General features: G+C 73.1%; 24 protein-coding genes. 10 read left to right on the plus strand and 14 right to left on the minus strand.

Annotated features, from left to right (window positions below; translation table 11 throughout):
* Nucleotides 1-18: 18 nt before the first annotated feature.
* Nucleotides 19-666 carry a winged helix-turn-helix domain-containing protein gene (locus tag CUC05_RS03260; protein ID WP_108664651.1) on the minus strand — a complete coding sequence of 216 codons (648 nt, stop codon included), beginning with the start codon at nt 664-666 and terminating at the stop codon, nt 19-21.
* 134 nt (nt 667-800) lie between these two features.
* Between CUC05_RS03260 and CUC05_RS03265 the strand changes: the two genes are divergently transcribed.
* The gene (locus CUC05_RS03265) at nt 801-2,081 is read left to right on the plus strand and encodes an MFS transporter (protein WP_108664652.1); all 1,281 of its coding nucleotides are present in this window, start codon (nt 801-803) and stop codon (nt 2,079-2,081) included.
* 34 nt (nt 2,082-2,115) lie between these two features.
* On the opposite strand, the gene CUC05_RS03270 is transcribed toward CUC05_RS03265, so the two are convergent.
* Nucleotides 2,116-2,634, minus strand: a complete 519-nt coding sequence (locus CUC05_RS03270; protein ID WP_108664653.1) for a hypothetical protein — start codon at nt 2,632-2,634, stop codon at nt 2,116-2,118.
* Nucleotides 2,631-4,721, minus strand: coding sequence for a hypothetical protein (locus CUC05_RS24225; RefSeq protein WP_114476293.1), 2,091 nt, complete (start codon nt 4,719-4,721; stop codon nt 2,631-2,633). The genes CUC05_RS03270 and CUC05_RS24225 overlap by 4 nt, the downstream gene beginning before the upstream one ends.
* Nucleotides 4,722-4,795: 74 nt before the next feature.
* Here CUC05_RS24225 and CUC05_RS24230 point away from each other — a divergent pair, with 74 nt between their 5' ends.
* The 5 genes from CUC05_RS24230 to CUC05_RS03295 are packed head-to-tail and all read left to right on the plus strand — an operon-like array spanning nt 4,796 to nt 8,488.
* Nucleotides 4,796-5,131, plus strand: coding sequence for a DUF503 domain-containing protein (locus CUC05_RS24230; protein WP_114476294.1), 336 nt, complete (start codon nt 4,796-4,798; stop codon nt 5,129-5,131).
* Complete coding sequence (gene rbfA, locus CUC05_RS03280) at nt 5,128-5,481, plus strand: 30S ribosome-binding factor RbfA (RefSeq protein WP_108664654.1); 354 nt, start codon at nt 5,128-5,130, stop codon at nt 5,479-5,481. The genes CUC05_RS24230 and rbfA overlap by 4 nt, the downstream gene beginning before the upstream one ends.
* Complete coding sequence (locus CUC05_RS03285) at nt 5,471-6,490, plus strand: DHH family phosphoesterase (RefSeq protein ID WP_108664655.1); 1,020 nt, start codon at nt 5,471-5,473, stop codon at nt 6,488-6,490. The genes rbfA and CUC05_RS03285 overlap by 11 nt, the downstream gene beginning before the upstream one ends.
* Complete coding sequence (gene truB / locus CUC05_RS03290; RefSeq protein ID WP_108664656.1) at nt 6,487-7,497, plus strand: tRNA pseudouridine(55) synthase TruB; 1,011 nt, start codon at nt 6,487-6,489, stop codon at nt 7,495-7,497. Before CUC05_RS03285 ends, truB begins: the two co-directional genes overlap by 4 nt.
* Before the next feature lie 58 nt (nt 7,498-7,555).
* A complete protein-coding gene (locus CUC05_RS03295) occupies nt 7,556-8,488 on the plus strand; it encodes a bifunctional riboflavin kinase/FAD synthetase (protein ID WP_108664657.1) in 933 nt (310 codons plus the stop codon).
* 90 nt (nt 8,489-8,578) lie between these two features.
* On the opposite strand, the gene CUC05_RS03300 is transcribed toward CUC05_RS03295, so the two are convergent.
* From CUC05_RS03300 to CUC05_RS24435, 11 genes are read right to left on the minus strand one after another with little or no spacing between them, the layout of a single operon-like run.
* Nucleotides 8,579-8,908, minus strand: coding sequence for a cation:proton antiporter (locus tag CUC05_RS03300; RefSeq protein ID WP_108664658.1), 330 nt, complete (start codon nt 8,906-8,908; stop codon nt 8,579-8,581).
* On the minus strand, nt 8,905-9,156 hold the full coding sequence (locus CUC05_RS03305) for a monovalent cation/H+ antiporter complex subunit F (protein WP_108664659.1): 252 nt from the start codon (nt 9,154-9,156) through the stop codon (nt 8,905-8,907). The genes CUC05_RS03300 and CUC05_RS03305 overlap by 4 nt, the downstream gene beginning before the upstream one ends.
* Nucleotides 9,153-9,749 carry a Na+/H+ antiporter subunit E gene (locus CUC05_RS03310; protein ID WP_108664660.1) on the minus strand — a complete coding sequence of 199 codons (597 nt, stop codon included), beginning with the start codon at nt 9,747-9,749 and terminating at the stop codon, nt 9,153-9,155. The genes CUC05_RS03305 and CUC05_RS03310 overlap by 4 nt, the downstream gene beginning before the upstream one ends.
* Nucleotides 9,746-11,212, minus strand: coding sequence for a proton-conducting transporter transmembrane domain-containing protein (locus CUC05_RS03315; protein WP_108664661.1), 1,467 nt, complete (start codon nt 11,210-11,212; stop codon nt 9,746-9,748). The genes CUC05_RS03310 and CUC05_RS03315 overlap by 4 nt, the downstream gene beginning before the upstream one ends.
* Nucleotides 11,209-11,562, minus strand: a complete 354-nt coding sequence (locus CUC05_RS03320; RefSeq protein WP_108664662.1) for a sodium:proton antiporter — start codon at nt 11,560-11,562, stop codon at nt 11,209-11,211. Before CUC05_RS03320 ends, CUC05_RS03315 begins: the two co-directional genes overlap by 4 nt.
* On the minus strand, nt 11,559-11,990 hold the full coding sequence (locus tag CUC05_RS03325; protein ID WP_108664663.1) for an MnhB domain-containing protein: 432 nt from the start codon (nt 11,988-11,990) through the stop codon (nt 11,559-11,561). Before CUC05_RS03325 ends, CUC05_RS03320 begins: the two co-directional genes overlap by 4 nt.
* A gap of 1 nt (nt 11,991) precedes the next feature.
* Nucleotides 11,992-14,088 (minus strand): hydrogen gas-evolving membrane-bound hydrogenase subunit E, encoded by a 2,097-nt coding sequence (mbhE, locus tag CUC05_RS03330; protein WP_108664664.1) that lies wholly within the window; start codon nt 14,086-14,088, stop codon nt 11,992-11,994.
* Nucleotides 14,085-14,690, minus strand: coding sequence for a hypothetical protein (locus CUC05_RS24430; protein WP_157965159.1), 606 nt, complete (start codon nt 14,688-14,690; stop codon nt 14,085-14,087). The genes mbhE and CUC05_RS24430 overlap by 4 nt, the downstream gene beginning before the upstream one ends.
* Nucleotides 14,691-14,747: 57 nt before the next feature.
* Entirely contained in the window at nt 14,748-15,434 is a 687-nt protein-coding gene (locus CUC05_RS03340) for a LuxR C-terminal-related transcriptional regulator (RefSeq protein WP_170127905.1), read from the minus strand.
* Nucleotides 15,431-16,936 (minus strand): sensor histidine kinase, encoded by a 1,506-nt coding sequence (locus CUC05_RS03345; RefSeq protein ID WP_108664666.1) that lies wholly within the window; start codon nt 16,934-16,936, stop codon nt 15,431-15,433. Before CUC05_RS03345 ends, CUC05_RS03340 begins: the two co-directional genes overlap by 4 nt.
* Nucleotides 16,937-16,940: 4 nt before the next feature.
* On the minus strand, nt 16,941-17,765 hold the full coding sequence (locus CUC05_RS24435) for a septal ring lytic transglycosylase RlpA family protein (protein ID WP_157965160.1): 825 nt from the start codon (nt 17,763-17,765) through the stop codon (nt 16,941-16,943).
* A 315-nt stretch (nt 17,766-18,080) separates the two neighbouring features.
* On the opposite strand from CUC05_RS24435, the gene CUC05_RS03360 reads away from it, so the two are divergent.
* From CUC05_RS03360 to CUC05_RS03375, 4 genes are read left to right on the plus strand one after another with little or no spacing between them, the layout of a single operon-like run.
* Nucleotides 18,081-18,653, plus strand: a complete 573-nt coding sequence (locus tag CUC05_RS03360) for an RNA polymerase sigma factor (protein WP_157965161.1) — start codon at nt 18,081-18,083, stop codon at nt 18,651-18,653.
* Nucleotides 18,650-19,222 carry a carboxypeptidase-like regulatory domain-containing protein gene (locus CUC05_RS03365; RefSeq protein WP_108664670.1) on the plus strand — a complete coding sequence of 191 codons (573 nt, stop codon included), beginning with the start codon at nt 18,650-18,652 and terminating at the stop codon, nt 19,220-19,222. The genes CUC05_RS03360 and CUC05_RS03365 overlap by 4 nt, the downstream gene beginning before the upstream one ends.
* Nucleotides 19,219-21,693: a CHAT domain-containing protein gene (locus CUC05_RS03370; protein WP_108664671.1), complete on the plus strand. Its 2,475-nt coding sequence runs from the start codon at nt 19,219-19,221 to the stop codon at nt 21,691-21,693. Before CUC05_RS03365 ends, CUC05_RS03370 begins: the two co-directional genes overlap by 4 nt.
* Nucleotides 21,690-22,898 (plus strand): S8 family peptidase, encoded by a 1,209-nt coding sequence (locus tag CUC05_RS03375; RefSeq protein WP_108664672.1) that lies wholly within the window; start codon nt 21,690-21,692, stop codon nt 22,896-22,898. Before CUC05_RS03370 ends, CUC05_RS03375 begins: the two co-directional genes overlap by 4 nt.
* Nucleotides 22,899-22,932 lie beyond the last annotated feature (34 nt).

Genomic DNA, 22,932 nt, shown 5'->3' on the forward strand with positions numbered 1-22,932 from the left:
CATGCCGGGTGGCGTTCCTCATTCCCCGGGGTCGTCGGAGATGCCGTCCGGGGGCGGGCCGGTCGGGAACACGTCGTTGAGGACCATGACCCGCACGGTGCCGGCTGTGCCGATGTCGTGTTGCTGCGCGCGGAACTCCTCGACCACCTCCAGCAGCCGTGTGGTCAGCGCGGCCGTCTGCTCCAGCGTCAGGTTGAGCCGGGAGTTGGCGATCATCGTGGCGTCTCGCCACGCCGCTGGCCACCGTTCCTGGTCGCGCTGCCAGGTCATCAGGCGCTGGTGTCGCGAGCGGCTCAGCTCCTCGACGACCATGCGAGCCTCGCTCCTCGTCCCGGGGGCGTCCATCAGCTCGCGCTCCAGCGACCAGCCCCCCGGCGTGCTACGCCAGTAGCGGTCGCGGGCGGTGCCGATGTCGGTGGCCTCCTCGATCAGGCCCACGTCGGCCAGCCGCCGGAGGTGGTAGCTGGTGGTGCCGCTCGACTCGTCCACCTCGCGGCCCAGGCTGCTGGCCGTGGCCGCACCGTGCGTCTCCAGCAGCTCGAGGAGCTGGAGGCGAAGCGGGTGGGCCATCGCCTTGAGCATCTCCGGGGTGAGCGGACGGCCGCGTTCGGTGGCGCGGTCGGCCTGATGTCGAGGCGGGGGTGGGGGTGGGGAGCCGGAGGTCATGACGGAACTCGTTCGGGGGATCGTGAACTGCAAACAGATGTTTGCAGAGAATTGTTTGCAAAGAGGTCTCTGCGGTCCTACGGTTGCCGAACCGCAGAGAACCCTCTGCGGTCGATGATAGGGGAGGGTGGGCCATGGGCAGGCGTCAACGCACGGGGTTCGGCCGGCTCTGGCTGTCCACGGGTTCGGGCAACCTCGCCGACGGCATCCTCGTGGCGGGCCTCCCGGTCATGGCGACGACCGTGACGACGTCGCCGTCCCTCGTCGCGGGCGTGCAGGTGGCCTTCATGACTGCGGTCGCCGCGGCGACGCTGCCGTCCGGGGTCCTCGTTGACCGCCACGACCACCGCAGCCTGCTCGTCTGGTCCAACGTGCTGCGTGGCCTCGGGCTCGGGGCGGTCGTGGCGGCGGTGGTGCTGGGGGACTGGCGCCTCGGCGCCGTCTACGTCGCCGCACTCCTGGCCGGCTCCACGGAGATGGTGGCGGACACGACCGCCGAGGTCGCGGTCCCGGCCCTGGTTCCCCGCACAGCCCTCGCCACGGCGCACTCGAGGCTCGTCGGCACCCAGCTGGCCATGAACGACGGACTCGGTGCACCGATCGGCGGGTGGATCGCCGCAGGGTCGATGGGCGCCGGCATGGCCGTGCCCGCGGTGCTCTACGGGGTCGCGGCCGCGATCGTGCGTCCGCTTCGCCTGCCCGTCGTGGACCGCGCGCCCAGGCGACCGGCCGGGACCGAGGTGGCGGAGGGGTTCGCTGCGCTGCGTCGTGATCCGCTGCTGCTGCGCATGGGGACCGCGTCGATGGTGATGAACGCCGGGAACACGGCCTTCTTCGCCGTGGCGGTCCTCTTCGTCATCGGCCCGTTGGGACTGCCCCGGTCCGCCTACGGCCTCGTGCTCCTGGCCGCAGCGGTGGGTGGCCTGGTCGGCAGCAGCGTGGCCGACCGGATCGTCCGCGCGATCGGGGTCCGGCGGGTGCTGCAGCTGAGCCCGCTGGTCCTCGGTGGCGCGTACGGGCTGATGGGCCTGGTCAGCACCACCGGCGTGGCCGTCGTGTCGCTGGGCGTCCTCGGTGCGGCGGGCATCGTCTGGAACATCACCAGCCGGGTCGTCCGACAGCAGCGCGTGGCCGCACCGCTGCTGGGTCGGGTGAGCGCCTCGATGAAGCTGCTGGCCCTGGTGGCCGCCCCCGTCGGTGGTGTGCTCGGCGGGCTCGTCGCCGACCTGGCCGGCGTGCGGTGGGTCGGCGCGCTCGGCCTGTCGTGCGGTGTGGCGGCGGCAGTCGTGCTGTGGTCGGTGGACCCCGACCGGGAACCACTTGCGGATCGTCCCGACGCCACGGCCCGTCGGAGGATCATTCGACGGTCAACGCCCGTGGCACCACCGACGCCGCCGTTCCCGCCGATCCGCTGACCCCGGGCGGGGCGCACGGCCGGGGCGGCGGGGATCAGGACGCCCAGAAGACCTCGACGCGCAGCAGGGCGTCACCATCGGGGAACGCCCGGGTCGACAACGCCAGCGTCGTGGCGTCGTCCAGCCTCGTGCTGGGTGTCGTGGCCGTGGCCCCGCCGGGGGAGGTGTCCTGTCCGGCACGGTTGGCCACGGCCCAGGCACGGATCGCCTCGATGTCGAGGTCCAGCGGTTCGGCCAGGGTGGTGGCCCGCGCGACGACCTCGTCGACGGACTCGTGCGGGAAGGTGACGGTCAGGGCGGTCAGCCGGTCGCCCTCGCGGGTGGCGTTGGCCCGGTCGATCCCGGTCAGCACGACCCCCCCGGGCAGCCTGACCTCGCCGGGTTCGGCCTCCATCGCCGTCAGGTCGCCGTCCCAGCCGACGTCGGCTGGCGCGTGGCCGTCGGTCAGGTCCCAGGTGTCCAGCGCGGTTCCTCCTCCCGACGTGGTGGTGCAGGCCACACCGAGCAGCAGCATCGACAGGGCGGCCACGACGGCCCGTTGCTTCGTCCTCACTCGGCGGGATCGTAGCGGAGGGGCCCGACGTCGGGCACGAGCCGCTGGGGGGCTGCCTGCTCCGGGATGGGCACGGCGACCAGCGGCCCGGCGGTGCCGGCGTGCACGTGGTCGATCCACGCGGGGAGCATGTCGGTCTCGATCCATTCCCAGCGGTGCTCGAAGATCGACACGTTGTTCAGCGGCAGGTCGACGCTGGCGCCGACTCGGTCCGGGGTGTCGATCGACACCGCGCCGAACGGCAGGTCGAACGGTCCGACCCGGTCGGGGTAGATCGTGACGCGGTCGGGGGTGTCGACGTACAGCCCGACCTCGACGGGCACGACCTCGCGGAACGGCCGCCCGCCGGGCACGGGGGAGGAGGCCAGCACCGACATGCCCATCGTCGTCGCCCAGGTGATCGGGCTGTGGTCCCTGATGGCGTCGTAGTCGTCGCCGATGATGGTGGACTGCTCGTGGCGCAGCAGGCTGGCGTTGCCGGCCTCGACCCGGTCGGGCACGCCGCTGTCGATGTCGTGCCACGCGTCGAGCTGCAGGGGCAGGATCATCCCGTCGTCGGCCAGCTGCTGGATGACCTCCATGCCCCCGACCCGATGGGCGACGTGCTGCCACGCGAGGTCGTCGAAGATCTGCTTCTGCATGTCCAGGAACGTCGTCTCGACGTACCTCAGCTCCCGGGCCATGGCGTCGGCGCCGGCCTCGGCCAGCTCGCCCGCCAGCTGCGATCCCAACGGACCCAGGTGTCGGGTGAGGATCTCCACGGCCTCCTCGACGGGGATCTCGTCCGACTCCAGGCCGACCCGCAGCACGTGGAGGTCCTGGAACGCCGCGTAGAAGGTCCCGCCGGCCAGCGTGGCCATGCCGGACCACAGGTAGCGGTCGGGGTCGGCGGCGAACAGGTCCTGGTAGAGGGTCCACGCGTCCACGGCGATGCCATCGAGCGGCGCCAGCCCGAGCGCCGGGTCCCACGCATCGGCGTCGAGGCCGGCGAGCAGGTGGGTCAGCCACCGCCACGAGGCGGGGTCGTTCGCGCTCGTGACCAGCGCCAGCAACGGCTCGACCAGGGTGGACCGCAACGCGGCCTGCAGCGGGGTCAGTGGTCCGACAACGCCCGTCCCGATCACCGGGTTCCCCACCGCGAGCGCGTCGGCGAGCGCCCCGTCCAGTCCCTGGAGGCGCAACGCCCCGACCAAGGCCGCGCTGGCGGCAGGATCGGCCGCGGCGTCCATCAGCAACCGGCCGAGCAACGTCATCGCCGTAACCAGGTCGAGCTGGGCCATCCCGTTGTCGCCCAGCACGAAGGCCAGCGCCGCAGCCAGCTCGTCGGGGCCGACCGTGCCGTCACCGTCGGCGTCCAGCACGATCCCGGCCGACCCGTCCAGCAGTCCGCCGCCCGTCGCTGCCCTGCCGAACGACGGGCGCCCGGTCGGGTCCACGAGGCGGGCGTCGACGCGGATCGCCGTTCCCCGTGCGGCGTCGGCGTGCTCGCTGGCCAGGCCCCGCGCCCGCGCGCGCAGACGGGCCAGGGCACCCTCGGCCTCGGCGATCGACCGGTCGAGCCGCCCCACCACCAGGTCGGTGCGGTCGTACTGGCGCCATGCAGCAGACCGTGCCTCGTCGGTGGCCTCGGGATCCCGCTGCACCCACCGCAGCCCCTCCAGCGCCGCCGTGCGGGCTCGCTGTGCCGCCGGCCGCGCCGCCTCGGCCTCGCGTTGCCTGTGGTCGGCGGCCTCCGCCAGGTCGAGCAGGGCCCCGGCTCGGGCCTGGAGGATGGTCAGGGCGTCGGCCCACGCCGACAGCGCCGACCCGGCCGATGCCGCCCTGCCGCTGCCGTGGAGGACGACCGCAGGCAGCTCGCCGAACACGGCGAGGAACCCGTCGGCGGAGGGCCCCGACCACTCGCTGGTGCCGGCCTCCAGCGCCACGTCGGCGGTGGCCGCCGCGACGTCGTCGGTGGCGGTTGCGGCACCGCCGAGCGCCTCGGCGACGTGCTGGATCGTGGTGGGGCTGCCGGGGGCGGGGTCTCCGTGCAGCACCGTCCAGTCGCGCCCGCGCGCGACCGCGACGTCAGCGAGCAGCAGTGCCATCGGGGACCTCTACCGATCGGACGCTGTCCACACCTCCCCCTGTGGCAGGAATCTCGATCGGTAGGCTGGCCCGCATGCTCGCCGTCCTGGTCGAGATCGACCTCCACATCCCCGCCGCGCGAAGCCTGAAGGACAAGCGTGGCGTCATCCGGCGCCTGCAGGCACGTCTTCGTGACGACCTGCGGGTCTCGGTGGCGGAGATCGGCCATCAGGATCTCTGGCAGCGCTGCACCCTCGGTGTGGCCATCGCCTGCGGCAACGAGACCGTGGGCCGCGGTGTCGTCCAGGACGTCGAGCGCATCATCGCCAGGGCCGTCGAGGTGGAGCTCCTCGACATCCACGTGGATGTCGTGGCCACCGAGGAACACGGCTTCAGCGGCTCGTTCGACCCCGTGGGAGACCCCTCATGAGCAATCCGGAGAAGGCAAGACGGCTCGGCGAGCGGGTGAAGGAGATCGTGGGCCAGCTGATCCCCAAGCTGAAGGACCCACGCATCGGCTTCGTCACGGTCACCGACGTCCGCATGTCGCGTGACAACGACCGGGCGACCATCTACTACACGGTGCTGCCCGACACGCCCGAGGAACGGCAGCGTGCCCAGCAGGGCCTGGACTCCGCCACCGGCCTGCTCCGACGGGACCTGGGCAGCGTCCTGACGGTCCGCCACACCCCCGAGCTGGTGTTCGCCATCGACGAGGTCGCCGACCAGGGCCGCAAGATCGACCAGATCCTGGCCGACCTGGACAACGATGACCGCTGAGGGACCGCTGGACGTCGAGCAGGCGATCGGGGCCGCGGCCGAGCTGCTCCGCGGCGCCCGGACCGTCGTGGTGGTCGGTCACATCGACCCCGACGGCGATGCCCTCGGGTCGTTGCTGGCCACCTCCGCGGCCCTCGACGCCCTCGGTGTCGACGTGCACCCCTCGTGGGGCGGTCGCGACGCCGAGACCCTGCCGGCCCCGCTCGAGCCGGCGTTGTCCTTCCTGCCCCTGCGCGGACGGGTCCGGGCCCCGGAGGACCTGCCACCCCGCCCCGACGTGCTGGTCTGCTGCGACACCGCTGCCGCCACCCGCCTGGGCACCCTCCAGCCCCTGGTCGACGCCGCCGCGACCGTCGTCGTCATCGACCACCACGCGGTCGGTGACGGGTTCGGTGACATCCGGATCGTCGACGACAGCGCCAGCTGCACCGGCGTCCTGGTCCTCCGGCTGATCGATGCGCTGGGGGTCGAGCTGACCCCGGCGATGGCCGACGCGCTGTACCTGGCGCTGCTGACCGACACCGGCCGGTTCTCCTTCTCCGCCACCAGCCCAGCGGACCACCGCGTGGCCGCGAGGCTGCTGGAGGCAGGGGCAGACCAGGTCGGCGTCACCCGCGCGGTGTACGAGTCGGCGTCACCCGGCTACCTGGGCCTGGTGGCCCGGACCACCGGTCGGGCGCAGGTCACCCCCGAGCTGGTCTGGTCGTGGACGACCCGCGAGGACCTGGACCTCAGCGGCGCCGACCCGCACGAGACCGACGGGCTCATCGAGCTGCTGCGCCGGGTCGACACCGTCGACGTCGCCCTGCTGATGCGCGAGACCGAGAGCGGCCGCTGGCGCTCGTCCCTGCGGTCCCGCGGCAGCACCGATGTCGCGGCGATCGCACAGCGGCTCGGCGGCGGCGGGCACCACCTGGCCGCCGGGTTCACCGCCGACGGCGACCCGTCGGACATCGCCGACCGCGTGCGCGCCGAGCTGCACACCCACGCTGGAGCAGGATCCCGATGACGGCCACGTCCCCAGGCACGAGTCCCTCCGACACGGGCCCTTCCGACACGGGCCCTTCCGACACGAGGCGGGCGGCCGACACCGGACCGCTGGCGCCCGACGTCGAGGGTGTCCTGGTGGTCGACAAACCCCTTGGCGTGACCAGCCACGACGTCGTCGCCAGGGTGCGTCGCATCGTCGGATCCAGGCCCGGACGGCGGGGCAAGCGCAAGGGCCCCAAGGTCGGGCACGCCGGCACGCTGGATCCCGATGCCTCGGGAGTCCTCGTGGTCTGCATCGGCCGGGCAACCAAGCTCGTCCCGTACCTGCAGGCCTCCCAGAAGACCTACGACGCCCGCATGCGCCTCGGCCGCACCACCGACACCCTGGACAACGACGGGGTGGAGACCAGCCGCACCGACGCCTCCCACATCACCGAGGAGATGGTCTGCGAAGCGCTGCACGCCTTCGTCGGTGACATCGAGCAGATCCCGCCGATGGTCTCGGCCGTCAAGGTCGACGGCGAGCGCTTGTACGAGAAGGCCCGCCGCGGTGAGGAGGTCGAGCGCAAGTCCCGACCCGTCACCATCCACGACATCGTCATGGCCGACTTCGAGCCGGGCGAGCAGCCGAGCACGTCCTTCCTGGTGACCTGCACCGCCGGCACCTACGTGCGCACGCTTGCCGCCGACGTCGGCGATCGCCTGGGCGTCGGTGCGCACCTGACCGGACTCCGCCGGCTGGGATCGGGCCGGTTCTCCATCGAGGACGCCACGTCGCTGGACACGCTGCAGGCGATGGCCGAGGAGGGCACGTTCGGCGACGCCGTCATGTCCATGGCCGACGCGATGGCGGACTACCCGGCGGTCGCGCTGGACGAGGAGCAGGCCGCCCTGGTCAGCAACGGTCGCGGCATCCCGGCGACCGGCCACGACGGCCCGGTCTCGATCCTCGATCCCTCCGGCGCGCTGATCGCCGTGATGCGCGATCGCGGTCGGCTCGCCCGCCCCGAGGTGGTGTTCAATTGAGCGCCTGGCCGGACCGGCCCGTGCACGCAGTACCCCGACTGGCAGGACCTTCCCGCTGATGGACGCAACGATCGCAATCGGACTCGAGGACGTCGAGGCAGCGCCGTCCGTGGTGGCCATCGGCTTCTTCGACGGTGTCCACAGGGGCCACCAGTCGCTGATCGCCCGCACCCTCAAGATCGCCTCGGAACGCGACGCCCGGGCGGTGGTCGTCACCTTCGACCGCCACCCGATGGAGGTCGTCAACCCCGGCGCCCGGCCGCCGCTGCTGATGACGTTGGAGCAGCGCCTGGCGGCGCTCGCCGCCCAGGACGTCGACCTCGTCGTGGCGCTGCCGTTCGACGACTCGCTGCGCCACCTGTCCCCGGTCGACTTCGTCGACCACGTCCTCGCCGGCCCGCTGCAGGCCACCCACGTCGTCGTCGGCGCGAACTTCCGGTTCGGCCACAAGGCGGCGGGGGACGTGACCACGCTGGCCGACCTCGGCCCGGCGTTCGACTTCACCTCCGAGGCGGTGACGCTCCTGGAGATGGACGAGGTCGTCGTGTCGTCGACGGAGATCCGCGGCGCCATCGAACGCGGCGACGTCGTCCAGGCCGGTCGGTGGCTGGGCCGGCCCTACGTGCTGGAGGGCATCGTGGTGCGCGGCGACCAGCGCGGTCGCCAGCTGGGGTTCCCGACCGCCAACATGCAGGTCGACCCGCGTGCCGCGGTGCCGTCCAACGGCGTGTACGCCGGGCGATTCGGGCTGCCCGACGGGACCTGGCAGCCCTGCGCCATCAGCGTCGGCACCAACCCCACGTTCAGCGGGGTCACGAGCCTGCGGGTCGAGGCGTACCTGCTGGACTTCGACGGCGACCTGTACGGCATCGAGGCGGGGGTGCAGTTCACCCATCGCCTGCGCGACGAGGTCAGGTTCGACAGCGTCGACGCGCTGGTCGAGCAGATGCACGCCGACGTCGCCCGCACCCGCGAGCTGCTGGCCGACTGACGGGACTGGACCGTCACGTCGGGGGCAGACGGTCGTTGAGGGGGGTACACGGCCGCTCCCGGTGATCACACCGGCAGCGGCCTTTCCAACTCACCCGGACCGATCGGCCGCCGGCGCCGGCTCGTCGTCGTCGGACAGCGCCACCGGGCTGACACCGCGCACCGACCTGGCCAGCGCGTGTGCCCCGGCGGGTGTGGTCACCACGAGCACCAGCGCGGACAGCACGAGCAGCCCCGACCCGGCGGGGTCCTGCAGCACCACCGCCGCCCCGACCAGGACCGCGCCGATGCCCATCGTCGCCGCCTTGCCGGCGACGAGCAGGCGCGACAACGTCGATCCCATCCGATGGATGCCGATCGCGGCCAGCAGCATCCACAGCGCCCCGACGAGCATGACGGCCCAGCCGATCCCGGCGATCACGAGCCACCACCGCGAAGGTACGCCGCCACGGTCACCGTGGACAGGAAGCCGAGCAGCCCCACCACCATCGGCAGCTCGAGGTGCTCGCCGGACTGGCGACCAGCCGCATCGACGGCCACCAGGGCCACGACCACGAGCAGGAGCATGTCCAGCCCGATGACACGGTCGGCGACGTCGCCGTCGCGCAGGACGCGAAGGGCCGACAGCACCGCGGCCAGGGCCAGCATGCCGATCACGATCGTGCTCATGTCAACGCCTCCTCGGGCGAGTCGTCGTACTCCTCGCCGGCGGGTTCGGTTCCCGGCGGCAGCGGCTGCACCCGTCCGTCGTCCACGCCGAACGCTTCCTGCAGGCGGCGTTCGATCCGGTGCACCGAGGCAGCCGTGTCCTCCACGGTCCCGTCGAGGACGTGCAGGCGGAGCACCGTCGGCCGGCCCGGACGGCGTTCCAGCCCGACTGCGATCGTCCCGGGCGTCAACGTGACCGCAAGGGCGATCGCGGCGTCGAGGCCAGCCCCGACGGTCCGCAACGACACCCGCATGCGGCGTTCGACCGACCGGTCCGGCCCGCGGAACACCGCCCGGGCCATGGCGACGTTGGCCACGCCGACCTCGACCGCCAGGGTCCAGGCCAGGACGAGGATGCGCACGGGGCGGACCGGGACCGGATGGGCGGCGCCGCCGCGCAGCAGCAGCGCGCCGAGGACGATGCCGGAGACCACGGTCCCGGGGGTCACCGACCCCCACAGGACGACCCAGAAGGCCACCAGGACGGCGACCTGGGCGAGGAGCCCGACGACCGAGGTGGCGCCGGTGCGGTGTTCGGGGTCCATCATGGTCATCCGCCCTCCGTCGTCGCGGTCGGGTCGACGAGCTGGTCGGCGGCGCGCGTCGACAGCTCCAGCACGGGCCCGGCGGCGAGCGAGACCACCAGGGTGCCCGCCACCAGCACACCCGTTCCGGCCACGGCCCGTGGTGACCATCGGGTCGTCGGGGCCGCGGGCGCGGGGTCGGGCTCCTCGCCCCAGAACGCCCCTGCCCACACCTTGGCCATGGACAGGATCGTCAGGAGCGACACCACGGTGCCGACGGCGACCAGCACCACCGCGTCGGCGTCCAGGCCCGCACGGAGCACCGCCACCTTGGCGGTGAAGCCCGACAGGGGAGGGATGCCGGCCAGGCTGAGGGCCGGCACGGCGAAGGCCGCCGCGAGCAGCGGCGTCGACGTCATCAGCCCGCCGGTCCGCTCCAGCCGTCCGCTCCCGATCCGCTGCTCGACGGTGCCGGCCACGAGGAACAGCGCGGACTTCACCAGGATGTGGTGGACGACGTAGAAGACGGTGGCCGCAAGTCCCGCGGCGGTCGAGAGGGCCAGCCCGAACAGCATGTAGCCGATCTGGCTGGTGATGTGGAAGCCGAGGATGCGCCGGATGTCGGTCTGCGCCAGCGCACCGACGACACCCGCGAACATGGTCGTGCCGGCCAGGACGGGCAGCAGCCAGCCCAGCCCCTCGGGCACGAGGCCGAGCAACGACTCGCCGCGGACCATCGCGTAGACCCCGAGCTTGGTCAGCAGGCCGGCGAGGAGGGCAGCCACCGGCACCGACGCCCGGGCGTAGGCGTCGGGCAGCCAGCCGAGGAACGGGAACGCCGCCGCCTTGGTCGCGAAGACCGTCAGCAGCAGCAGGCCGATGGCGTCCCCCGAGGCACCCAGCCCCGGCCACACCTCCGCCAGGAGGGTCAGGTTGACCGTTCCGGCCGTGGCGTACGTGGCCGCGACCGCGATCAGGAACAGGGTGCTGACCACCACGTTGGCGATGACGTAGGGCCGGGCGGCACGCAGGGTCGCCCCGGACGCCGGCCCCATCAGCAGCACGTAGCTGGCGACGAGCGAGACCTCGAAGCCCACGAACAGGGTGAACAGGTCACCGGTGAGCAGGCTGAGCGCCACCCCGGCGGCGAGCACGAGGTGGGCGGTGTGGTAGTGCGGCCAGCGCTGCTCGACCTCCGAGGCCACCATCGCGTGCACGTGGGTGGCCAGGACGACGAGGGCCGAGACGACCAGGATCAGGCAGGCGAGGAGGTCGGCGACGAGGGTGATGCCGACGGGCAGCCCCCAGCCGCCGACGTCGACGACCTGCGGACCGTCCGAGGCGACCAGCGCGAGCAGCGCGACGCTGGCCACCGTCATCCCGAGGGACCCGAGGAGGCCGACCGTGCGGGCCGCCCGCCGGCGACGGCCGACGGCAAGTGCGAGCCCGGCCAGCAGCAGCGGCCAGACGATCGGAAGGGCAACGATGGTCACGAACGCTCCTCGGGACCGGCGGTGTCGTCGGAGGGTGACCCCGGTCCGCCGGTCGGGGTGTCGAACATCTGGTGGGCGAGCGCCAGCACGAGCGTGACGACCGCGAAGGAGATGACGATCGCGGTCAGCGCGAACGCCTGCGGCAGGGGATCGGCGACGTCAGCGGCGACGACGCCGTCCGTGCCGATCAGCGGTGCGGATCCGGGCAGGCGCGGCGACAGCAGCACGAGCACGGCCCCGTGTCCGAGCAGCACGGTGCCCAGCGCGATGCGGAACAGGTCGCGGTCCATCACCAGCCAGGCCCCCAGGCCCACGGTGACCGCGATGGCGAGCAGCAGCGGCAGCGTCATCGCGCAACCTCCCGAACGCGGTCCAGGACCGCCGCGGCGAACCCGACGACGACGAGGAAGACGCCGACGTCGAAGACGAGCACGGTGGTCAGCTTGGCCTTGCCCAGCCACCCCAGCGGCACGGTGATGCCGCTGGCCGTCAGCAGCGGCGCGCTGGTCAGGGCCGGCCACAACGCCACCGCGGCGACGAGCAGCAGGCCGATCGCGACCAGCATCTCGCTGGGGGGCAGCCACCGGCGCAGGGCACGACGGGGGTCGGTCTCGTGGGCGATCGCGTCCACGGCGAGCGCCCCCGCGACGACGAGGGCTGCGACGAACCCGCCACCCGGCTCGTCGTGACCGACCAGCAGCAGGTGCAGGGCGAACAGCAGGACCAGGGGGATGACGGTGTCGATGGCCCAGCGCAGGACCGGATCGTCGGAACGCATCTCAGCGCACCTCCAGGGAACGGTCGGGGGTCAGGAGTCGGTCGGGGGTCAGCAACCGCAGGACGCCCAGCGCGGCGACGCCGACGACGGTGATCTCGCCGAGGGTGTCGAGGGCGCGCACGTCGGTCAGGACGACGTTGACGATGTTGCGGCCACCGCCGTCGGGCACGGCCCGGTCGGCGACGCGCTGACCGACGTCGCTGATCCGCTGGCCGCTGCTGACGGCCAGGGACAGGGCTGCGGCGCCGAGGCCGGAGGCCACGGCGACCGCCCCGCGCAGGGTCAACCCGACGGTGCGCCCGCGATCGCGTCGGCTGGGCGTGGCCGGGGCACGTCGCAACGCCAGGAGGAAGGCCAGGACGACGACGGTCTCGACGAGGGCCTGGGTCAGGGCCAGGTCGGGGGCACCGATGCGGACGAACCAGCCGACCATGGCGAACCCGACGACCCCGACGGAGAGCACTGCGGAGAAGCGTTGCGGGGTCACCACGGCCACGACCGCACCGGCCAGCACGGCCAGCATCGCCGCCCAGACGGCCGGGTCCTCACCGAGCTCGATCCCGGGCAGGGCGGCGGTGTCGGTGAGGGTGGGGGCCAGCGTGGCGAGGCCGGCGGCGAGCAGCAGGATCCCGACCGTCCGGTCGCTGGCCGTGGGGCGGAGCACGACCTCCAGCCCGCGGCCGAGGCGGGCGGGCAGCTCCAGCAACGCACCGACGACGTCGACCGGCGGGGTGGTGCCGGGGGCAACCTCCCGGTCGTCCAGGCGTCCGACGACGGTCGCGAGGGCCACACCCGCCAGCAGGGAGGCCACGGACAGGCCGAGGGCGGGCACGAACCCGGGCCACAGGACCAGGTGGGCATCGCCGGCGGCCGACGACACCGCCACCGCGGCGGCGTTGGCGACCGCATCACCCAGCGGCCAGATGGTGCCGAGGAGGGCCACCAGGGCGACCAGCGCGACGGGACCCGCAACCATGCCCGTCGACACCCGGTCGATGGCCACGGTCGTGGTGGGTCGTGACCAGAGCATCACGGCCACGCGCCAAGCGTATGCGGCGCTCAGGGCGGAGCCGGCGACCAGCACCCATGCCCGGACCGGATCACCGGACAGCAGCCCGGCGAGGGCCGCTTCCTTCGCGACGAAGCCGTAGGTCGGGGCCATCCCGGCCAGGGATGCAACCGCCACCGTGACGGTGACCCCGACGACGGGCCAGCGCCGACCGAGGCCGACCAGGGCGTCCAGTCGTCGGGTCCCCGTGGCGGCGTCGATCGTGCCGACCGACAGGAACAGGGCGGACTTGGCCAGCGCGTGGGCGACGACGAGCCCGGTGCCGCCGAGCAGCGCCTTGGGGACCGGTGCGCTGACGACCAGCACGAGCATGCCGAGCTGGCTGATGGTCGACCAGGCGAACAACGCCTTCAGGTCCTGGGCGCGGAGGGCTCGCCAGCCACCGAGCAGCAGGCTGGCCGCCGACACCACGACGATCGCGGTGTCCCACAGGGCCACACCGGCCAGCAGCGGTGCCATGCGCAGGGCCAGGTACACGCCGGCCTTGACCATGGTCGCGGAGTGGAGGAATGCGCTGACCGGGGCCGGGGCGGCCATGGCGCCGGGCAGCCACCGATGCAGCGGCCACTGGGCGGACTTCGTCGCGACGGCGAGCAGGACCAGCGCGCCGACAACCGTGGCCTCGGTGCCGGCCACGCCCGCCGCGAGGACGCCGGACAGGGTCTGCTCGCCGGTGTGCTGGACCAGGACCAGGATCGCCACCAGCAGGGCCAGGCCGCCGGCACCCGTCACGAACAGGGCCCGGCGGGCCGCCTCGCGCGCGTACGCGGCGGTGTGCGTCGTGCCGATCAGCAGGAAGGACACGACGCTGGTGACCTCCCACGCGAGGTACAGCAGCAGCAGGTCGTCGGCAGTCACGAGGATCGCCATCGCCGCCGCGAACACCACGAGCAGGCCCTGCACACGGCGACGGTGCAGGGCGGGGACCGATGCCCGGGTGTGGGCGAGCACGGGGATGCCGACGACGACGATCAGCCCCAGCATCACCCTCGCGAGGCCGTCGACGGCCAGGTCGAGGCCGATGGTCATGCGCGGATCTCTCCCGGCTGCTCGATGTCGAGGTCGCCCGGTCGGCGGAGGGACGCAGAGAACAGGTCCTCGCGGGTCAGGGCCCGCGGTGGCTCGCTGCCGAGCACGACCCAGGTCTCACCGGCCAGGATCGGTCGCGGCAGCCGGTCGATCGGCACGTCGGGCGCCACGGCGGCCACGCGGGTGGCCATGGCGGCCACGTCGACCTCGCCGGTGGTCGCCAGGGCGCGCCGGACGACACGTTCGGTGGCGACCAGCCGCCAGCCGTCGTCGGCCAGCACCAGCGCGGTGGTCGCGTCGACGGGGGCGAGCCGCCGCAGGACCTCGCGTGCGGTCGCCCGGACGGGCAGCAGCGGGAGGTCACGGGCGCTGTGGCCCACGGGGACCGCACCGACGCTGGCCAGCTCGCCCAGGCACAGGTGACGGCTGAGCAGCACGAAGGTGGCGATCAGGGCCAGCAGCATCACGACGATGGCGGCATCGGTGCCCTCGCGCAGCAGGAACAGGCAGGGAAGGACCAGCAGGGCGCTGGCCGCGGCGCCCCAGCCGGCACGGCTGGCGCGGACCGCTGCAGGGGTCGAGGAGGGGGTGATCCGTCGCACTCCACGATGGTCGCGAGGGGGCGCAGTTCCGGCCTACCCTCACTCCGGTAACTTCCCCTACCTGCCGTCGGGGCCGGGGGGTGGATCGACCAGTCCGAGGCGCAGCCCCAGCGCAACGGCCTCCAGGCGGGACCCCGCGTCGAGGCGGCCCATGAGGTTGCGAACGTGGGTCTGCACGGTGGCGGGGGAGAGGACCAGCTCCGCGGCGATGGCCTCGTTGCCCAGTCCGTGGACCAGCAGCTGCAGGATCTCCAGCTCCCGGGGGGTCAGCCGTTCGGCGAGCAACCGACCCTCCCACCGCTGTTCGCGGTCCTTCGCGAGGGCCTGCAGCCGACGGGAGGTGTCCGCCGCCGACAGCACGGTCTCGCCGTGTCCGACCCGCCGGATCACATCCAGCACCTCGGGCATCGGCGTGGACTTGTGCAGCACGGCCGATGCGCCGGCCTCGATGGCTCGTCCCAGCTCGCGGTCGTCGGTCAGGCCGGTCAGGACGACACACGCCGGGGGCTGGCCCGTGGGTTCGTTGACCCGCGCGCGCACCCGGGCGATCACGTCGATGCCGTCGCCGCCGGGCAGGTCGAGGTCGACCACCACCACGTCGGCGGGTGGCAGGGCGTCGACCAGCGGGTCGTCGGCCTCGGCGATCTCCGCGGCCACGACCAGGTCCTCCTGCATGCCGATGACGGCGGCGAGGGCCTGCCGCAGGCTGGTGTGGTCCTCCACGAGGACGATGCGGAGCGTCACTGGACCACCAGCTCGATGCGGACACGGGCGCCCGGCTGGTCGGGGTCCTCGAAGGCGATCGATCCGTCGTGGGCGGTCATGATGCGGCGGGACAGGTACAGCCCGAGCCCGGTGCCCTCGCTCGTCGTGGCGTCCGCCCCGCGGACCCACGGCTGGAACAGCTGCTCGGGATCGACGCCCGCCAGCCCCGGCCCGGCGTCGGTCACGACGATGACGTACCGCCCTCCGTCACGCCGTCCGCTGATGTGCAGCAGGGATCCCGCTGGGGCGTGGCGTGCGGCGTTGGCCACGACGTTGCGCAGCACCTGCCCCAGGCGGACCGGGTCGGCCAGGACCCTCGCGGGCGCCGCGTCGACGACGGCGTGCAGCGCCTCGGGCATGCTGCGGGCGAACGACGCCGCCTCGTCCAGCAGGGGCACGATGGCCACGGGCCGCTGCTGCACGCTGAACTCCGCGTCGTCGAGGCGTCGCAGCTCCTCCATCCTGCGTACCAGCACCGCGAGCCGGGCTGCTTCGTCCCGGACGGCCATCACGGGATCGTGCAACGACGCCGGGGCCTTCGCCTCCAGCACGTGGGCCTGGGCGTTGATCGCGGCGACGGGCGAGGTCAGCTCGTGGGTGATCACCGACACGAAGGCGGCCTCGCGTTCCCGTGCGGCACGCACCTCCTGCAGCACTCGTCCGCTGGAGCGCAGGTCCTCGCGGAGCAGGCCGACTGCGCGGTCCCGCTGCTGCAGGAGGTTGCGGACCTGAAGGCCGACGCCGACCAGCAGCAGGGCCGACAACCCGAGGCTGAGCACGTCCGTGGACGTGACCACCGGCCCGAGCGCCGCGGGGAACAGCGCGTCGTGGACCTGGGCGAAGGCACCGACGACGAGGGCGAGGGAGAACCAGCGGTCGAGCGGGTCACCGGTCGTGGCGGCGTGGTCGCTCGCCGCCAGGGCCCCCCAGGCGAACAGCCCGGCCGGCACGATCTCCAGCAGGTAGTGCAGGGGCTGCGGGGTGACGGTCCCGTCGCTGGCGACCTCCAGCGGCACGAACGGGTCGGACAGGCTGATCGCGATCTCCACGACCAGGACCGACACGACGGCCACCAGCACCGCCGGGGCAACCCTGCCGGGTCGTGCCCGCAGGGCTGCGGCGGTCAGGAGCAGGCCCGCGATGTACCGGCCGACCAGCCACGGGTAGTAGCTGCCGATCAGGTCGGGGGGCCGGTCCAGCAACGACGGGGCGATGCCGAACACGATGGTCGCCAGGCACTGCACGACGAGGGCCGCGACGAACGCGTCGCGTCCGGTCGGCAGGCCGGATCGTTCCAGCAGCGCCATGAGCATCGCGGCGCCGGCCATCACCGAGACCATCACGACCTCCAGCGCCAGCCGGACCGACCCGCTCGTGACGGCGATGCGCAGGTCGGGGATCGCCACCGTCAGCAGCAGGTGCACGGCCAGCGCGGCCGACAGCCACAGCAGCGGTCGGAACGTCTCGCGGCCGATGGTCACGCCGTCATCCGGGGACGTTGACGGTGACGACCCGTACGGGGATGACTCCGGCGCCCAGGGGGGCGATGGCGTTGAACACCGCCGCGGACAGGTCGAAGCGGCGGCCGGCCCACTCCGCGGGTCCCCAGTCGGTGACGGTTGCCTCCACCGTCAGGCCCGTGGGACCGGTGATCCGCACGACGGTGCCGCAGCGGAGCTCACGGGTCGCCAGAGTCGGGCCGTTCTGGTCGTAGATGCCCCCGCACGCGGTGGTCAGCCCGTGGAAACCCGGGCCGTACCAGCTGGCCAGCCCGGTCAGCTCGGTGCCTGCCGGCAGGGCCGGCAGGTTCCTGGGGTTGATGCGCAGCCGGCCGGGGGTGTGCGGCGGCAGGACGTAGCGGGTCGTCACGTCGACCGTGGGTGCTGGGGTGGCCGTCGGTGACGGGCTGGCCGTCGGGTCGGGCGTGGCCGACGGGGTGGCGGTCGGTGTCGGTGTCGCGGTGGTCTCCGGCGGCTCGCCCAGCCACACCTCGACCGTGCCGCTGGGCGGCGGTGGGTCACCCGGGCCCGGGAACTGGCGGGTGACCGGCTGGGTCCGGTCCAGCGGCACCAGCCGCATGTCGAGCCCTGCCTCGCCCAGGGCGGCATCGGCTCGCACGGCCGACATGCCGATCACGTCGGGTGTGCGCAGCGCCACGATCCCGGCGTCGTCGGTGTAGCGGGACAGCACCTCGGCCCGCGTGCGCGCCCCCGCGTCGTCAACGGCGGCCGCGGTCGTGGGAACGGCTCCGGTCGACGCACAGGCGGTCACGGTCAGGGCCATGACGGCCGTCACGAAGGCTGCGCGCATCAGCGCCACGGTAGAGCAGCACACCCGGGATCACCCGAGAACCCCCCACGCAGGACACCCGCCAGGCCCACGCGGAACACCGCCAAGCCCACGCGGAACACCCGCTTGGCTCGTCCCCCGTTAGAACGAGTCATGCGGGTGTTCCCCGCGGCCGTTCGCGCCGGTCGCGGTCGTCGTCCGGAGAAACCGGTCGTACGAAGGAGGAGTGGCGCGGGGGGTGTGTCGAAATACATACGGAGCGAAGTTTTCTTTACCCTGCGGGGGGCGTCGGGCCACGCTGTGCCTCGATCGCCACGATCCAGCGGAAGTCACGTCATGTCCGAGGTCAGACAGCGCCATCACGCCGACGACGGCGACCTGCTCGTCAGGTGCGCGCGCGGCGACGACATGGCGTGGATCGACCTCCTCGACCGCTACGAGCGGCTGGTCTTCTCCGTCCCGCTGGGCTACGGGTTGTCACGTGACGAGGCGGCCGACATCGCGCAGTCCGTCTTCACCGAGCTGCTGCGCAACATCGACTGGGTCAGTGACCCCAGCGCCCTCGGGAGCTGGCTGGCCACCGTCGCCAGGCGGACGACGTGGCGGACGATCGCTCGCCGCAACCCCGCCAGGCTGTCGGTGGACACCGTCGACCCCGACCCCGACGTGGATCCGTGGCACGACTGGATGGACACGTGGACCGACCGGACGTGGGTCGTCGAGGCCGTGCTCGCCCTCGCCGCACCGTGTCGTGACCTGCTCGTGTCGTTGTACCTGGATCCCGGCCAGCCGACCTACGAGGAGGTCGCCCACCGACTGGGCCGACCCATCGGCTCCATCGGCCCCACGCGCGGCCGCTGCCTCGACAAGCTCCGCACCGCCATGATCGACCTGGACGAACACGCATGAACCCCGAACCCTCCACGTCGCGGATCATGGACTTCCTCGAGGGCCGCATGAGCCCGGCCCGGGCCGAGGAGGTCCGCCGGGGCCTCGCCCGCGAATCGGAGGACGTCCGTGCGCGCCTGCGCTGGCTGCAGTCCTTCCAGGAACAGGCACGGACGGCTCGGCTGGAGTCCCCACCAGCCGAGCTGCGCGAACGCCTGCTCGCGGAGTTCCGCCGACACCACCGGGTGCACCTCGGCGAGCTGCTGTTCGACAGCCGTCGCGATGCGGTGGAGGTCCGCGCGGTCGGGCTCGCCGATCGGTGGTCGTGCATCCACACCAGCGACGTCGCCGACACGGCGATCGACTTCGCACGTGCCGGTGACCGGGTGAGCGTCAGCGGACAGGTGCTGACCGCCGAGGGCGACCCCGTGGAGCTCGTCGAGCTGCGCGACGGCAGCGAGCTGGTCGCCGAGGCCGACCTGGACCCGTTCGGCCAGTTCTCCTTCGGCGTCGTGCACCCCGGCACCTACCAGGTCATGGTCTTCCTCGCGGGGGCGACCATGCGGGTCGACCTGGTGGTCGACCCGTGATCGAGGCCCTGCGCCAGCTGATCGCCACCGACCCCCAGTCGGCTGCACGGCAGGCCATGGCCTCGCTCGAGGCCGCCCGGACCGCCGGGGACCACGGCGAGATCGGCCCGCTGGCCTACGTCGCAGCGCAGGCGAGGTCCCAGGAGGGCCGCAACGCCGAAGCGCTGGCCCTGATCGGCGAGGCCGAGCGTGCGTTCCTGCGCCTCGGCGACCCGCTCATGGCCACTCGAGTCCAGCTCGGCAGGATGCACGTGCTCAACGAGCTCGGCCGCCACGGCGACGCCCTGGAGCTCGGGACCACGGTCGAGGTCCGGCTCGCGCGGCTCGGGCTCGACGACGACGATCGCTGGCTGCTGCCGACCGTGGTGAAGAACCTCGGCGTCACGCTCGGCCTGCTCGGTCGCCATCGGGAGGCCCTCGATGCCTACGAGCGGGCGCTCTCGGGGTATCGCGCGCTCGACATGGACGACGAGGCGCCGCCGCTGCTGCACAACGCTGGCTGCGAGCTCCTGGCGCTCGGCCGCCCCGAGGAGGCCCTGCGGCGGTTCCGCCGGGCCGCCGCACGGTTCGCGGCCAGCGGCGAGAAGGTCGCCGCCACCCAGAGCCGCCGCGACGGGGCGACCGCGCACCTGCAGCTCGGCCGCTTCGAACGGGCGCTGCGGGTCCTCCGAACCGCCAGCCGACGCTTCCACGACCTCGGAATGGACGGGGAGGTTGCCCGGACGACGCTGGACATCGGACAGGCGCACCTGCTGCTCGGCCAGCTGCAGGAGGCCGAGCAGGCACTGCGTGCGGCCGTCCGGGACTTCGAGCGACTCGCCCTCCCGCACGACCGTGCCGCTGCGCTGCTGGGACTGGGGCGCGTGCTCCTGCGACGAAGCCGCGATCAGGACGGCCTCGGGGTGCTGGCGACTGCGGCGGACCTCGCCGACGCGTGTGACGACCAGCCTCTGCACGCGATGGCCATCCTCGAGTCGGGCCTGGCTGCCGGCGCCGACCGGTCCGCCGCCGTCCACGAGGCCCTCGGGGTGCTGGGCAACGGGACATGGCCCGTCCAGACGGCGCACGTGCACCTGCACGGCGTGGCCCCGGCGCTGGACGCGGGCAGGCTCGACGACGCCCGGGCCCACCTCGAGGGCGCCGAGGATGCCCTGTCGATGGCCCCTCGCCCCGACCTGCAGCGCCGCGTCGCCCATGCGCGCGGGCTCGTCCGGCTCGCCGAGGGGTACCCGGCCGCGGCGATCGCCGACCTCGACGAGGCAGTTACCGACCTGCGGACCGACAGCCTCGACCTGACCGACCACCTGGCCCGGCTGCGGTTCCTCGACGACAGCGCCGACGCGATGAACGACCTCGTGGTCGCGCTGCTCGCCGCCGACCGGACGAGGGAGGCCGCCGAGGCCCTGTCGCACCGCAAGGCATGGGTGCTCGAACGACAGCTGCGCAGCAGCACCGCCGTGGACGACCACGCCAGGGCACACACGCCGCCCGCCGACGCGCCGTCGAGGGCGGTCGTGGTCTCGTGGCAGGCCCACCGCGGTCAGCTCCGGGCCTTCGTGACCACCGGAGACCGCACCACCGTCCACGAGCTGGGGCCGCTGGACCGCATCGAGCTCGTCGTCGGGCAGGTCGAGGCCCAGTGGGTTCGCCTGCGTGGGGGCGGGCCCGTCGTCGCGCGCTTCGCCGAACGTCTGGCCGACACCGCCGACCACCTGCTGACCCTCCTCCGCTCCTGGATCATCGATCCGCTGGACATCCCCGAGGGGGCACCGCTGGTCCTGTCGCCCGACGGGTCCACCAGCCACGTGCCGTTCGCCGCGCTCGGCGGCCGGGCCAGGCCGCTGATCGCCGACCACCAGATCTCCGTCACCCCGGCCACCGGACTGACCACCCACTTCGACACCTCGCTCCAGCGCGACGAGGCACCCCTGCTGCTGGCCCCGACCCCCGACGCGCTGCCGGGCACCGTCGAGGAGGTGCGAGCCCTGGCCGACCGGCTGCCCGGCGCCGAGGTGCTGGTGGGCGCTGCCGCGTCCACCGACGCCCTGTCCGCGGGCCTGCGACCGGGACGGCACGTCCACCTGGCCTGCCACGGCCGGTTCCGCACCGACGCCCCGTTCGCCTCCGACGTCCAGCTGGCGGACGGCTGGACATCCGCAGCCGAGCTGGCCGCCCTCCCCTGGGCCGACACCACGGTCGTCCTCAGCGCCTGCGCCGTCGGACGCTCGGCCGCCCTGGGTGGCGAGCGAGCCGGCATGGCCCGGGCGCTGCTGGGCGCTGGCGCACGCGCGGTCGTGGTCGCCAAGTGGGACGTTCCCGACGACCGGACCGGCTCCCTGCTGGCTGACGCCTACGACGCCGCGCGCTCGGGCTCCTCCCTGGCCGCGGCACTCCAACGAGCACAACGAACCGCAGCGGCAACCGGAGCCCATCCGGTCAGCTGGGCGGCGTTCGAGGTGATGCACCGATGAGAATCGCGAAGCTGCTTTCGGCCGGCCTGACCACGATCCTGCTGGTGCCCCTGCTGGCCACGGGCGCCAGCGCCGGTGAGCCCGGTGACATCGTCGCCCGCCTCGCGGCAGGGGTCGACCCCGCCGCCATCGCCGCGGCCAGCGGCACCACCGTCGTCGAGCCGGTACTCGCGTCCCGCAACGTCTGGCGGTTCAGGTCCGACCACGACGCCCACAAGGCCGCCGACAAGATCAAGGGCCAGCGCGGCGTGGCCTACGCCGAGGAGGACATCACCGGATCGATCCCCGAGGCCGGCGGACGCATGAGCGGGTGGAACGACGGCGAGGCACGCGCCGTGCCCAGCACCGAGGAGGACTTCCGCAGCCAGCCGGCCGTCGGACTGCTCGACCTCGCCACGGCGCACGAGCAGACCCACGGCGCGGGCGTTCGGGTTGCGGTGCTGGACACCGGCGTCGACCCGAGCGCCGTCCCCTTCGTCACCCTGGACGGGGGCTGGGACCTCGTCGACGACGACCCGGACACCAACGAGGTCGCCAACGGCGTGGACGACGACGGTGACGGGACGGTCGACGAGGCGCACGGACACGGCACCCACATCACCGCCATCGTCGACCTCACCGCTCCGGATGTCACCGTCGTGCCCTTCCGCGTCCTCGACGCCGAGGGCATGGGCAGCAGCTTCCTCGCCGCCGAGGCGATCTGGATGGCCCTCGAGCAGGGGGTGGACATCATCAACATCAGCTTCGGTGCGGGGGAGAAGTCCAAGGTCCTCGAGCGTGCCGTCAAGGACGCCGAGGACCAGGAGGTCGTGATCGTCGCCGCGGCCGGCAACAGCGGCACCGACGAGAAGCACTACCCGGCGGAGTTCGACGAGGTCATCGCGACCGCGGCGCTTGCAACGGACGGCACCGTCCTCGCCGGGTTCTCCAGCCGCGGGGGCTGGGTGGACATCTCCGCCCCGGGTGAACACATCGTCGCTCCCGTCCCGGGCGGCGGGTGGGCGAGCTGGAGCGGGACGTCGATGGCCGCACCGTTCATCAGCGGCCAGGCCGCGCTGCTGCTGGCCCTCGCCCCCGACATGGACGCCGACGATGTCTGGAAGGCCCTCAAGGAGGACGCGCTCGACGTGGAGGACGGCGGCAAGGGGCTGGTCCAGCTCGTCGCGTCGATCGGATGGGTCCACGAGCACTACCTCGACGGCTGAGGGCGGCGGTTCCGTCCGCTCGTTAGCGGCTCGT

Origin of the sequence: Euzebya rosea (assembly GCF_003073135.1) — a bacterium.
Lineage (GTDB): Bacteria > Actinomycetota > Nitriliruptoria > Euzebyales > Euzebyaceae > Euzebya > Euzebya rosea.